Origin of the sequence: Phenylobacterium sp. (assembly GCF_030646615.1) — a bacterium.
Taxonomy (GTDB): domain Bacteria; phylum Pseudomonadota; class Alphaproteobacteria; order Caulobacterales; family Caulobacteraceae; genus Phenylobacterium.
This window is the reverse complement of record NZ_JAUSLG010000013.1, coordinates 1-11,785: the sequence shown is the minus strand read 5'-3', so window position 1 is coordinate 11,785 and position 11,785 is coordinate 1. Positions and strand designations below refer to the sequence as shown.

The following is an 11,785-nucleotide window of genomic DNA, read 5'->3' as shown; positions in this document are numbered from 1 at the left end:
GCCGACGATCTCGCCGTAGATCTTCGCGCCGCGGGCCCGGGCGTGTTCCAGCTCTTCCAGCACCACGATCCCGGCCCCGCCAGCGATGACGAAGCCGTCGCGGTTGAGATCGTAGGCGCGGCTGGCCGTTTCGGGGCGGTCGTTGAAGTTGCTGCTCATGGCGCCCATGGCGTCGAACATGTTGGACAGCGACCAGTCCAGCTCCTCGGTCCCGCCGGCGAACATGACGTCCTGCTTGCCCATCAGGATCTGCTCGTAGGCCGAGCCGATGCAGTGGGTGGAAGTCGCGCAGGCCGAGCTGATCGAGAAGTTCAGGCCGCGGATCTTGAACCAGGTGGCCAGGGTCGCCGAGGGACCCGAGCTCATGGCCTTGGGCACGGCGAAGGGGCCGATGCGCTTGGGACCGCGGGTCCTGGCGGTCTCGGCCGCTTCGATGATCACCTTGGTGGAGGGCCCGCCGGAGCCGACGATCAGGCCGGTCTTCTCATGGCTGACCTCGTCGGGACCAAGGCCCGAATCGGCGATGGCCTGCTCCATGGCGATGTGGCCAAAGGCCGTGCCCTGGGCCAGGAACCGCAGGGCGCGGCGGTCGACCAGGGATTCCCAGTCGATGTCGGGCTTGCCGTGCACCTGGCTGCGGAAGCCCAGCTCGGCATATTCCGGCGCGGCCGTGATGCCCGAGCGCGCGTCGCGCAGCGAGGCGGCGACCGCCTCGGCGTCATTGCCGATGGATGAAACGATACCGATACCGGTGATGGCGACGCGGCGCATGTTCGCTCCCGTTTCCTGGCGCTTCAGCGCTGATAAAGCCCGACGCGAAGGTCGCTGGCGGTGTAGATGACGTTTCCGTCCGCCTCGAGCACGGCGTCGCCGATGCCCATGACCAGGCGACGGTTGATCACCCGCTTCATCTCGACCTTGTAGGTCACCTTCTTGATGTCGGGGGTGACCTCGCCGGCGAACTTGACCTCGCCGCAGCCGAGCGCGCGACCACGGCCCTTGCCGCCGATCCAGCCCAGATAGAAGCCCACCAGCTGCCACATGGCGTCCAGGCCCAGGCTGCCGGGCATGACCGGGTCGCCGATGAAGTGACAGTCGAAGAACCAGAGGCCCGGATTGATGTCGAACTCGGCCTCGATATAGCCCTTGCCGTGGGCGCCGCCGTTATCGTTGATCGTGGTGATGCGATCGAACAGCAGCATCGGCGGGGACGGCAGCTGGGCGTTGCCCGGGCCGAACATTTCCCCGCGGGCGCAGGCCAGCAGGTCTTCCAGGTCGTAACGGCTCTGGGCCTCGTGAATGGTCATACGCCGCCTTTATGAGCTCGGCTGATAACAGAAGGGGTCAGGCCCTAGCACGAGGCCAAGGCGTGGCTCAACGACATTGGACGGGGTCGGCTACGCCCCAGACGGCCGATTCCGTCACCCAACCGGTGACGCCGTCAACACTGAGACGGCACCAACCCTTGTCGCAACGATCCAACGCGGCCAGGGCGCGGGCGTTCAAATAGGCCGTGATCTCGGCCTCGGCCCGCGGGCGCCGACGCAGCGGCAGGGGGGTTTCCGCAAGGTTCATGACCTGGCGCTTGCCATCGGCCACCCGGCGGTGAACCCAGGCCACGCCACCCTCGGGATCGCAGATACGCCGCCATTCCCGGGTCTCGGCGATCACCTGCACGGGCAGGCCGCGGGCCCGGTAGACCCACAGCACCTGGTGATCATCGCCGGGACCGGCCCGGGCGTTCACCTCGCCGAACTTCAGCGACAGATACCGGGGGACGGCGAAGCCCGACGGCGTCTCGCCGGCTTCCCGCGCCTGCGCCGGGGCGGCCAGGATCAGCGCCATCGTCAGGGCGCAGAGGGTCAGCAGCGCCCGCGCCGGCGACAGGCGGTGAGGATAAGTCTCGCTAAACTCAGGCTCGCCTTGGCCCACCAGGGTCCCTTTGCTACAGGTTGAAGCTCGCGCGCCCATGGCGCCCCGCCGCAAGGTTCCCGTCGCAGACTCGGTCATGGTCGCCCGTAAGCCCAAAGTCATCGTCACCCGCAAGCTCCCCGATCAGGTGGAGACGCGGATGAGAGAGTTGTTCGACGCAGAGCTCAACCTTTCGGATGAGCCCCTGAGTCGCGACGCGCTGGTCGATGCGGTGAAGCGCGCCGATGTGCTCGCCCCCACCATCACCGACCGAATCGATGCTGATCTCATCGCCCAGGCCGGTCCGCAGCTCAAGCTGATCGCCTCATTCGGGGCCGGTGTCGATCATATCGACGTGGCCGGCGCCGCCGCCCGCAATATCAGCGTCACCAATACGCCGGGCGTGCTGACCGAGGATACGGCTGACATGACCCTGGCCCTGATCATGGTGGTGGCCCGGCGGATCGTCGAAGGCGCCAATGTGGTCCAGGCCGGCGGCTTCACCGGCTGGTCGCCCACCTGGATGCTGGGGCGCCGGGTCACCGGCAAGCGCCTGGGCATTGTCGGCATGGGCCGGATCGGCCAGGCCGTCGCCCGCCGGGCCAAGGCCTTTGGCCTGCAGATCCACTATCACAACCGCAAGCCTGTCAGCCCCCGCATCGAGGAGGAGCTGGGCGCCACCTACTGGGACAGCCTCGACCAGATGATGGCCCGGATGGACCTGATCTCCATCCACTGCCCGCACACCCCGGCCACCTTCCACCTGCTGTCGGCGCGGCGGCTGAAGCTGCTGCAGCCCCACGCCATCCTGATCAACACCGCCCGCGGCGAGATTGTCGACGAGGACGCCCTGATCGACATCCTGGCCAAGGGCGAAATCGCCGGCGCCGGCCTCGACGTGTTCGAGCACGAGCCGGCGGTGAATCCCAAGCTCTTGAAGCTCCCCAATGTCGTCCTGCTGCCGCATATGAGCTCGGCCACGGTGGAGAGCCGCGTGGACATGGGCGAGAAGGTGATCATCAACATCCGCACCTGGATGGACGGCCACCGCCCGCCGGACCGGGTCATCCCGGCGATGCTCTAGTCCCCTCTTGAATGCGCCTGCGGCGCGCAGGGCCTCAGCGCCCTAGCGCCTCGGCGATCACATCGGCCACGTTATGCGTCCCCTCCCACAGGCCCGCCCGCCAGCCGCAGGCCCGGGCGGCCTCCACATTGCGCGCCGAATCATCGATCAGCAGAAGCTCATGCGGCGCATGGCCGGTGCGGGCGGCCACGGCGTCGAAGAAGGTGGGATCGGGCTTTCCGCAGCCATAGTCGGCCGCATAGTGGATCGCCTCGAAATGGTCCTTCAGGCCAAGTCCGTTCCAGAGATAGGCCGCCCGCAGGTGCTCCTGCACCGTGGCCAGGTGCAGGCCGTATCGGCCGTTCAGGGCGGCGAGCTGGTCGAGGAAACCCTGGTCCAGGTGAGCGTCCCTGGAGAACCAGTAGTCGGTCAGGGCTTGCGGCGTCAGGTGCGGCGCGAACTCCGGCAGGGCCAGCGCCAGCCGCTCGTGCAGACCGGCTCGCCCGGCCATCACGTCAGGCCAGTGGACGGCGAAGAAGGCGCTCTGGAACCTGGCCGGATCGACGCCCAGATCGGCCTCGATCGCATGGTCCCAGCGCAGGCCGTCGGGGTGGCGGATCACCACCCCGTCCACATCGATCATCAAGGTGCGGACGGTCATGGCGGGGATTCTCGTATGGGCTCTTTTTTGCCCGTCATGGTCGGGCTTGACCCGACCATCCATGAACACGGAGCCGGCGCAAGTGTGGATGGACCCTCGGATCAAGTCCGAGGGTGACGGAGGTGAGGTATTACGAAAGCTGGCCCTTCAGCCGGTAGAGGGCGTCCATGGCCTCCCGTGGGCTCATGCCGTCCAGGTCGAGGCTGCGCAGGGCCTCCTCCACTGCGCTGGGCCCGGAGCTCTCCGGCTCGGCGACGCTGAGCGCAAACAGCGGCAGGTCCTCCAGGTGAGCCGGCGCGCCCTGCTCGCGCTCCAGCCGGTCCAGCACCTGCCGGGCGCGCGCGACCACCGCCGGCGGCACCCCGGCCAGCTTGGCCACCTGCACGCCATAGGAGCGGTCAGCGGGGCCGGGGCCGGCCTCGTGCAGGAATATCAGGTCGCCCTTCCACTCCTTGGCCCGCATGGAGAGGTTGGCCACGTGGGGCAGCCGATCCTCCAGCACCGCCAGCTCGTGATAGTGGGTGGCGAACAGGGCGCGGCAGCGGTTGGTCTCGTGCAGGGCCTCGGCGCAGGCCCAGGCGATGGCCAGGCCGTCATAGGTGGCCGTGCCGCGGCCGATCTCGTCGAGGATGACGAAGGACCGGGGCGTGGCCTGGGTGAGGATGGCGGCGGTCTCCACCATCTCGGCCATGAAGGTCGAGCGGCCCCGGGCCAGGTCGTCGCCCGCGCCGACCCGGCTGAACAGGCGGTCCACCACGCCGAGCCGCAGGGCCTGGGCCGGCACGAAGGATCCAGCCTGGGCGAGCACGCACAAAAGCGCGTTCTGTCTCAGGAAGGTCGACTTACCGGCCATGTTCGGCCCGGTGACGATGGATAGCCTTGCGGCGCCTGCGCCGGCCCCGTCCAGGCGGCAGTCATTGGGGGTGAAGGGCTCGCCGGCCCTGCGCACCGCGGCCTCGACCACCGGATGGCGGGCGGCTGTGGCCTCGAAGACGGAGGAGCGATCCACGACGGGCCGTGTGGCCCCGGTCTCATCGGCCCATTCGGCGAGGCCCGAGGCCACGTCCAGGCTGGCGGCGGCGAAGGCGGCGGCCTGGATGGCCTGGGCCACGTGGCAGGCGGCCTCCCGCCAGGCCTCGAACGCCGCGACCTCCATGGCCAGAGCCCGCTCGGCGGCCTGGGCGATCTTCGCGTCCAGCTCGGCCAGTTCGACGGTGGTGAAGCGGACCTGGTTGGCCAGCGTCTGGCGGTGGATGAAGGTGGCGTTCAGCGGCGCCTTCATCAGCGGCTCGGCGGCCTTGGCGCTGGCCTCGACGAAATAGCCGAGGACGGCGTTGTGGCGGATCTTCAGGGCCACGCCGCTTTCGCGGGCCAGCTGCGCCTCAAGCCCGGCGATCACCTTGCGGCTGTCGTCGCGAAGCGCCCGGGCCTGGTCGAGCTCGGGGCGCACGCCTGGCGCCACGAAGCCCCCGTCCCGGGCCTGGGCCGGCAGGTCATCGCCGAGACCCTCGGCCAGCAGGTCGCGCAGGTCCGACAGGCCCCTCTGGATGGCGAGGTCCAGGGCCGTCAGCGCCTCCCAGGTCTCAGCCGGCGGGGCGGGGTCCAGGGGCTCAGGGGCGGCGAACAGACCGGTGATGGCGGCGCCGGCGGCCAGGCCGTCGCGCAGGCAGCCCAGGTCCCTTGGGCCGCCGCGCCCGAGCGCCAGCCGCGACAGGGCGCGGCCCATATCCCCCATGGACTTCAGCTGTCCGCGCAGGTCCTGGCGCAGGGGCCGCCGCTCGCAGAAATAGGCCACCGCGTCCAGCCGCGCGTCGATGGCCGCCGGCTCCACCAGAGGCCTGGCCAGCCTTGTGGCCAGCAGCCGGGCGCCGGGCGCCGTGACGGTGCGGTCGATGGCGGCCAGCAGGCTGCCTTCGCGGCCGCCGGCCAGGCTGCGCTCGATCTCCAGGCTGGCGCGGGTGGCCGGGTCGATGGCCATGACTTCGCTCTCGCCGATCCGCCGCGGGGCCGACAGGGCCGGCAGGCGGCCGGCCTGGGTGGTCTCCAGATGGGCGGCGATCAGGCCGAGGGCCGAGATTTCCGCCCCGCTGAGCGCCCCGAAGCCGTCCAGGGTCTCGACCCCGTAGAGCCGCTTGAGCTTGGCCTCCGAGGCCGAGGGCTCGGCCAGGGCCTGCGGCATGGGCTGGACGAAACCGCCGACGCTGCGCAGGGCCTCGGCCGCGGCGGAGTCGGCGAACAGGCGATCCGGGACCAGGATTTCCGAGGGCGAGAGGGCGGCGAGCGCTGAGGCGAGGCCCGCGGCGTCCAGGGCCAGGCACTCCACCTCGCCGGTGGACAGCTCCACCGAGGCGATGGCCGCCTGGCCGGCCCGGACCGCCACGGCGGCCAGGCGGTTGGCGCCGCGGGCGTCCAGCAGGCCATCCTCGGTGAGCGTGCCCGGCGTCACGACGCGGACGATCTCGCGCCGGACGATGGATTTCGAGCCGCGCTTCCTGGCCTCGGCCGGGTCCTCCATCTGGTCGCAGACGGCGACCTTGAAACCCGCCCGGATCAGCTTGGCCAGATAGGCCTCGGCCGCATGGGCCGGCACGCCGGCCATGGGAATGGGCTGGCCCCCATGATTGCCCCGGGCGGTCAGGCTGATGCCGAGCGCCGCGGCGGCCTTCTGGGCGTCCTCGAAGAACAGCTCGTAGAAATCCCCCATGCGGAAGAAGATCAGCGCGTCAGGCTGGGCGGCCTTGGCCTCGAAGAACTGGGCCATCACCGGCGTGGCGCCGGCCGCGTCCGGCAGGGTGGGAGAAGGAGCGTTCATGAGGCCGGCAAGCTAGCGGCCCGGGGGGATTCGGTCATCCTTTTGCCGCGGCCTTTGCGCGGGGGGCGGCGCGCGCCTTGTCCAATGATAGGCTTGCGGCGGCCTGGCGCAGGGGCGAACATCCCCCTCGCCAAGTGATCGTCGATCACATACCTTGATTTCCATCAGGGATCACAGATCGCCAGGGGATCACACTGGCGGCAGGGAACGACAGGGAAGAGGTTTTCCATGACCAGCGTGGATGTGGCGACAAAGGCTCGCCAGGCGACGGCCGGCGTTGAGCACTTCGACGTGCTGGTGGTGGGCGCGGGGATTTCCGGGGTCGGCGCGGCCTGGCACCTGACGCACCAGATGGCCGGCACGAGCTTCGCGGTCCTTGAGGCCAAGGACACCTATGGCGGCACCTGGGTGACCCATCGCTATCCGGGCGTCCGCTCCGACAGCGACCTCTACACCTTCGGCTACCGGTTCAAGCCCTGGCGCGGGGCGCCGATCGCCACCTCCCAGGAAATCCTCACCTATATGGACGAGGTGATCGCCGAGAACGATCTGGCCCGCCATATCCGCTATGGCCACAAGATCGTCCACGCCGCCTGGTCCAGCGAACAGAACCTCTGGACCGTCGATGCGGTGAAGACCGCCACCGGCGAGCCCCTGACCTTCACCTGCGGCTTCCTGTGGATGTGCCAGGGCTATTACCACCACGACGAGGGCTATACCCCGGAGTGGCCGGGCATGGCCGACTTCAAGGGCCCCATCGTCCATCCGCAGACCTGGCCCGAAGACCTGGACTATGCGGGCAAGAAGGTGGTGGTGATCGGCTCGGGCGCTACGGCGGCGACCCTGGTGCCGGCCCTGGCGGCCAAGGCCGGCCACGTGACCATGCTGCAGCGCTCGCCCACCTATTTCGCCACGGGGCGCAACGCCAACGAACTGGCCGACACCCTGCGCGACCTGGAGGTCCCCGAGGAGTGGACCCACGAGATCGTTCGCCGCAAGATCCTCAAGGACCAGGGCATGTTCGCCCATATGGCCCGGGAATATCCCGACGCCGTGAAGGACGAGATCCTCAAGAACGTCGCCGCCGTCCTGCCCGAAGGCTTCGACATGAAGCACTTCACCCCCAGCTACCGCCCCTGGCAGCAGCGCCTGGCCTTCGTGCCGGACGCCGACCTGTTCAAGGGCATTTCGTCGGGCCAGGCCTCGGTGGTCACCGACCAGATCGAGCGGTTCACGGCTGAGGGCATTCTGCTGAAGTCCGGCGACGTGCTGGAGGCCGACATCATCATCACCGCCACGGGCTTCCGCCTGTCGGTCATGGGGGACATCCCCTTCGAGGTGGACGGCAAGCCCGTCGACTGGGGCCAGACCCTGACCTATCGCGGCATGATGTTCACCGGCGTGCCGAACCTTGTTTGGGTGTTCGGCTATTTCCGCGCCAGCTGGACCCTGCGGGTGGACCTGATGGGGGATTTCGTGGCCCGGCTGCTCGGCCACATGAAGGCCCGCGGCGTCAAGAAGGTGATGGTCGATCCCGGCGAGGCCGGCGCCACCATGCCTCGCGGTCCCTGGATCGATCCGGACAACTTCAATCCGGGCTATCTGATGCGCGACATGGACAAGATGCCCAAGTGCGGCGACACCGCCGAATGGCGCCACACCCAGGACTACTGGGTCGAGCGGGCCGATATCCCGGCCATCGACCTGGACGGCCCGATCTTCCGTTATGACGACCAGAAGGCCAAGGCCCGGGCGGTCGAGGCGGCGGAGTAGGGGCGGCCTCAGGGCCATCCACCCAACGCTCCGCCATCCATGAACGCCTTGGCCAGCCATGTGTGCATGGGCCCTCGGATCAAATCCGAGGGCGACGGGGGCGGGGGGCAAGCGGAGCTCGAAGCACGCAAGGCTTGGTTCAAGCGACAACCCCCCAGCCTGTCGGTCAGATTGCCAGGGACCGGCTAGCAGGTGTGTCACCAGCCATGCTGTAGGAAGCCGCTGGAGGCTCCGCCATGCTGACCACTTCGCGTCTTCGCCTGCGCCCTTGGCTCGAAGCCGACCGGCCAGCCTTCGCGGCCATGCATGCCGATCCTGAGGTGATGGTCGATGCGGGCCGTCCGCTCACCCGCGAGAAGAGCGACCAGAAGTTCGATCGATACAGGGCCGCCCATGACGCGCATGGTTTTGGGCATTGGGCGGTCGAGACGCTGGCCGGCGAATGGATCGGCTATTGCGGGGTCATGCCGTCGAAGGCCGGGCATGCGCTGGGGGAGCATCTCAGCGCCGGCTGGCGTCTGAAGCGGTCGGCCTGGGGTTTCGGCTACGCCACCGCGGCCGCCCGCGCCGCCTTGGCCGACATCTTCGACCGCGGGATCGCCGACGAAGTGCTGGCCTATACGGCGCCTGACAACCTGCGCTCGCAGGCGGTCATGGATCGCCTCGGCCTGCGGCGTGATCCGGTCCGAGACTTCAGCATGGACGACGGCCGCCGCCTCTGGACGGGCCTCGTCTGGGTGGCCGCGGCGCCCAAAGCCTGAGCGCGCCTCAATTTGACCCGTCATGGTCGGGCTTGACCCGACCATCCACGAACACGGGCGTGGATCGGCGCGCATGGGCCCTCGGATCAAGTCCGAGGTGACGAGGCGGGCAGGTCAGAAAGCAAAAACGGGGACATGAAGAACACGAAGCCAGCCAAGGACACGAAGGGTTCGGCGGCCTCGCCTTGGTGTCCTTCGCGCCCCTTTGTGTCCTTCGTGTCCCCTCTTGAAAGCGCCTGCGGCGCAGGAGGCGGCGCGCGTCTCACGCCATCCCGTCGTGGCCAAGTGTTCCTGGACCCTCGGGTCAAGCCCGAGGGAGACGGCGAGAGGGGCCGGCTCAGCAGCCGCCGGTCATCTCTTCCCAGAAGCGCTTGGCCTTGCCGACGAAAGAGGAGGACTTGGGGTTGGTCTGGTCGCCGCTGAGCTCGGCGAACTCGGCCATCAGCTCCTTCTGGCGGGGGCTGAGGCGGGTGGGAGTTTCGACGAAGATCTCCACCACCAGATCGCCCCGTTCGCGGGAGCGCAGGGAGGGCATGCCCCGGCCCTTGAGGCGCAGGGTCTTGCCGGTCTGGACGCCCTCGGGGACGTCCACCGGGATCTTGCAGTTGCCGTCGCAGTTCTCGCCGCCCATCAGGCAGGGGGCCTCGATCTCGCCGCCCAACACCGCCACGGCCATCGGCACCGGCACGGTGCACAACAGGTCGAGGCCATCGCGCTCGAACAGCTCGTGCGGGGTCACTGACAGGAAGATGTAGAGGTCGCCCCGGGGGCCGCCCCGGGCGCCGGAGTCGCCTTCCCCGGCCAGGCGGATGCGGGCGCCGTCATCGACCCCGGCCGGGATGCGCACCTGCAGGGTGCGGTCCTTGCGGATCTGGCCATGGCCGTGACAGGTGGCGCAGGGGTCCTGGATCAGCCGGCCCGTGCCGCCGCAGCGGGGGCAGGTGCGTTCGACGGAGAAGAAGCCCTGGCTGGCCCGCACGCGGCCGGCCCCGCCGCAGCCGCCGCAGACCGTGGGGCTGGTGCCGGGCTTGGCGCCTGTGCCGTCGCAGGTCTCGCAGGTGACGGCGGCTGGCACCACGATCTCGACCTCGGCGCCGGCGAAGGCCTGCTCCAGGCTGATTTCGAGGTCATAGCGCAGGTCCTGGCCACGGGCCGGCCCGCTGCGACGCCCGCGGCCGCCCTGGGCGAACATGTCGCCGAAGACGTCGCCGAACACCTCGTTGAAGATGTCGTGCACGTCGGTGAAGCCCGCCCCGCCGGGACCGCCCCCGCCGCCGCCATTCACCCCGGCATGACCGAACCGGTCATAGGCCGCGCGCTTCTGGGCGTCGGAGAGGATCGAATAGGCCTCGTTGATCTCCTTGAACCGCGTGGCGGAGTCCTCGCAACCGCCATTGCGGTCGGGATGGTGCTCCATGGCCAGCTTGCGATAGGCGGCCTTGAGCGCGGCGTCATCGCTGCCGCGGCTCACGCCCAGGATCTCGTAATAGTCCCGCATGCGCGTCAGGTATCTGAATGATTGAAGAAAATAAGGTGGGCAGCCCCCCGGCCCAGCGCAAGATCATGCGGTCTGGACCAGAGGGGCGCCTTATCGTCGCCCGGCGGCGACGCAACCCTGACAGCCTGGAGAGGGATGAGGGGGCTGCGCGCCATGGGGCGGTTCGTCACGCCGACTTCTTGTCGTCGTCGTCGACTTCCTCGAACTCGGCGTCGACCACGTCGTCGCCGCCGGCGTCAGGCTGAGACTCGCCCGAGGCGCCCTGCTGGGCCGCATACATGGCCTCGCCCAGCTTCATGGAGGCCTGGATCAGCGTCTGGGTCTTGGTGGAGATCGCCTCGGCGTCCTCACCCTCCAGCGCCGACTTCAGGTCGGCGAGCGCCGTCTCGATAGCGCCCTTGTCCTCGGCCGAGACCTTGTCGCCGTGCTCGGCGAGCGCCTTCTCGGTGGAGTGGACGACCGCCTCGGCCTGGTTCTTGGCCTCGACCATCGCCTTGCGCTTCTCGTCCTCGGCCTTGTTGGACTCCGCTTCCTTGACCATGGCCTCGATGTCGGCGTCCGACAGGCCGCCATTGGCCTGGATGCGGATCGACTGTTCCTTGGCCGTGGCCTTGTCGCGGGCCTGGACGTTGACGATGCCGTTGGCGTCGATGTCGAAGGTGACCTCGACCTGCGGCACGCCACGGGGCGCCGGGGGAATGCCCACCAGGTCGAACTGACCCAGCAGCTTGTTGTCCGCCGCCATCGGGCGTTCGCCCTGGAAGACCCGGAGGGTCACCGCCGACTGGTTGTCGTCGGCCGTGGAGAAGGTCTGCGAGCGCTTGGTCGGGATGGTGGTGTTGCGCTCGATCAGCGGGGTGAACACGCCGCCCAGGGTTTCGATGCCCAGGGTCAGGGGGGTGACGTCCAGCAGCAGCACGTCCTTGACGTCCCCCTGCAGCACGCCGGCCTGGACCGCGGCGCCCAGGGCCACGACCTCGTCGGGGTTCACGCCCTTGTGGGGCTCACGGCCGAAGAATTCCTTCACCGCTTCCACGACCTTGGGCATGCGGGTCATGCCGCCGACCAGGATCACCTCGTCGATGTCGGACTTCTTCAGGCCCGCATCCTTCAGCGCCTGGTCACAGGGGCCGATGGTGCGCGCCACCAGGTCTTCCACCAGGGCTTCGAGCTTGGCGCGCGAGAGCTTGATGTTCAGGTGCAGCGGGCCAGACGCGTTCATCGAGATGAAGGGCAGGTTGACCTCGTACTGGGTGGTCGAGGACAGCTCCTTCTTGGCCTTTTCGGCCTCTTCCTTCAGGCGCTG

10 protein-coding genes are annotated in these 11,785 nt (G+C 68.8%); 3 read left to right on the top strand and 7 right to left on the bottom strand.

The window, feature by feature from the left end; translation table 11 throughout:
• The 3 genes from Q7S93_RS01965 to Q7S93_RS01955 all read right to left on the bottom strand — a co-directional run.
• Nucleotides 1-771 (bottom strand): beta-ketoacyl synthase N-terminal-like domain-containing protein (locus Q7S93_RS01965; RefSeq protein WP_304711897.1); only part of this gene is annotated, 771 nt, incomplete at its 3' end.
• Nucleotides 772-794: 23 nt separating this feature from the next.
• Nucleotides 795-1,307: a 3-hydroxyacyl-[acyl-carrier-protein] dehydratase FabA gene (gene fabA / locus Q7S93_RS01960; RefSeq protein ID WP_304711896.1), complete on the bottom strand. Its 513-nt coding sequence runs from the start codon at nt 1,305-1,307 to the stop codon at nt 795-797.
• Nucleotides 1,308-1,374: 67 nt separating this feature from the next.
• Complete coding sequence (locus Q7S93_RS01955; RefSeq protein ID WP_370652042.1) at nt 1,375-2,010, bottom strand: SH3 domain-containing protein; 636 nt, start codon at nt 2,008-2,010, stop codon at nt 1,375-1,377.
• Here Q7S93_RS01955 and Q7S93_RS01950 point away from each other — a divergent pair.
• The gene (locus Q7S93_RS01950) at nt 2,009-2,995 is read left to right on the top strand and encodes a 2-hydroxyacid dehydrogenase (RefSeq protein ID WP_304711895.1); all 987 of its coding nucleotides are present in this window, start codon (nt 2,009-2,011) and stop codon (nt 2,993-2,995) included. The genes Q7S93_RS01955 and Q7S93_RS01950 overlap by 2 nt on opposite strands.
• A 34-nt stretch (nt 2,996-3,029) precedes the next feature.
• Here Q7S93_RS01950 and Q7S93_RS01945 read toward each other — a convergent pair whose 3' ends face one another.
• The gene (locus Q7S93_RS01945) at nt 3,030-3,635 is read right to left on the bottom strand and encodes an HAD family hydrolase (protein WP_304711894.1); all 606 of its coding nucleotides are present in this window, start codon (nt 3,633-3,635) and stop codon (nt 3,030-3,032) included.
• A gap of 130 nt (nt 3,636-3,765) precedes the next feature.
• Nucleotides 3,766-6,447 carry a DNA mismatch repair protein MutS gene (gene mutS, locus Q7S93_RS01940; RefSeq protein ID WP_304711893.1) on the bottom strand — a complete coding sequence of 894 codons (2,682 nt, stop codon included), beginning with the start codon at nt 6,445-6,447 and terminating at the stop codon, nt 3,766-3,768.
• A 228-nt stretch (nt 6,448-6,675) separates the two neighbouring features.
• Here mutS and Q7S93_RS01935 point away from each other — a divergent pair, with 228 nt between their 5' ends.
• Nucleotides 6,676-8,220 (top strand): flavin-containing monooxygenase, encoded by a 1,545-nt coding sequence (locus Q7S93_RS01935; RefSeq protein WP_304711892.1) that lies wholly within the window; start codon nt 6,676-6,678, stop codon nt 8,218-8,220.
• Nucleotides 8,221-8,456: 236 nt separating this feature from the next.
• Nucleotides 8,457-8,981, top strand: a complete 525-nt coding sequence (locus Q7S93_RS01930; RefSeq protein WP_304711891.1) for a GNAT family N-acetyltransferase — start codon at nt 8,457-8,459, stop codon at nt 8,979-8,981.
• Between the two features lie 337 nt (nt 8,982-9,318).
• On the opposite strand, the gene dnaJ is transcribed toward Q7S93_RS01930, so the two are convergent.
• Both dnaJ and Q7S93_RS01920 read right to left on the bottom strand, forming a co-directional pair.
• Nucleotides 9,319-10,479: a molecular chaperone DnaJ gene (gene dnaJ, locus Q7S93_RS01925; protein ID WP_304711890.1), complete on the bottom strand. Its 1,161-nt coding sequence runs from the start codon at nt 10,477-10,479 to the stop codon at nt 9,319-9,321.
• A gap of 166 nt (nt 10,480-10,645) precedes the next feature.
• The coding region (locus Q7S93_RS01920) for an Hsp70 family protein (protein ID WP_304711889.1) at nt 10,646-11,785 on the bottom strand (1,140 nt) is incomplete at its 5' end.

What these genes read in the sequence shown, in the direction of transcription:
- dnaJ (WP_304711890.1), bottom strand. Translation starts at nt 10,479, where the DNA reads ATGCGGGACTATTACGAGATCCTGGGCGTGAGCCGCGGCAGCGATGAC.
- fabA (WP_304711896.1), bottom strand. Translation starts at nt 1,307, where the DNA reads ATGACCATTCACGAGGCCCAGAGCCGTTACGACCTGGAAGACCTGCTG.
- Q7S93_RS01930 (WP_304711891.1), top strand. Translation starts at nt 8,457, where the DNA reads ATGCTGACCACTTCGCGTCTTCGCCTGCGCCCTTGGCTCGAAGCCGAC.
- Q7S93_RS01950 (WP_304711895.1), top strand. Translation starts at nt 2,009, where the DNA reads ATGGTCGCCCGTAAGCCCAAAGTCATCGTCACCCGCAAGCTCCCCGAT.
- Q7S93_RS01955 (WP_370652042.1), bottom strand. Translation starts at nt 2,010, where the DNA reads ATGACCGAGTCTGCGACGGGAACCTTGCGGCGGGGCGCCATGGGCGCG.
- Q7S93_RS01945 (WP_304711894.1), bottom strand. Translation starts at nt 3,635, where the DNA reads ATGACCGTCCGCACCTTGATGATCGATGTGGACGGGGTGGTGATCCGC.
- mutS (WP_304711893.1), bottom strand. Translation starts at nt 6,447, where the DNA reads ATGAACGCTCCTTCTCCCACCCTGCCGGACGCGGCCGGCGCCACGCCG.
- Q7S93_RS01935 (WP_304711892.1), top strand. Translation starts at nt 6,676, where the DNA reads ATGACCAGCGTGGATGTGGCGACAAAGGCTCGCCAGGCGACGGCCGGC.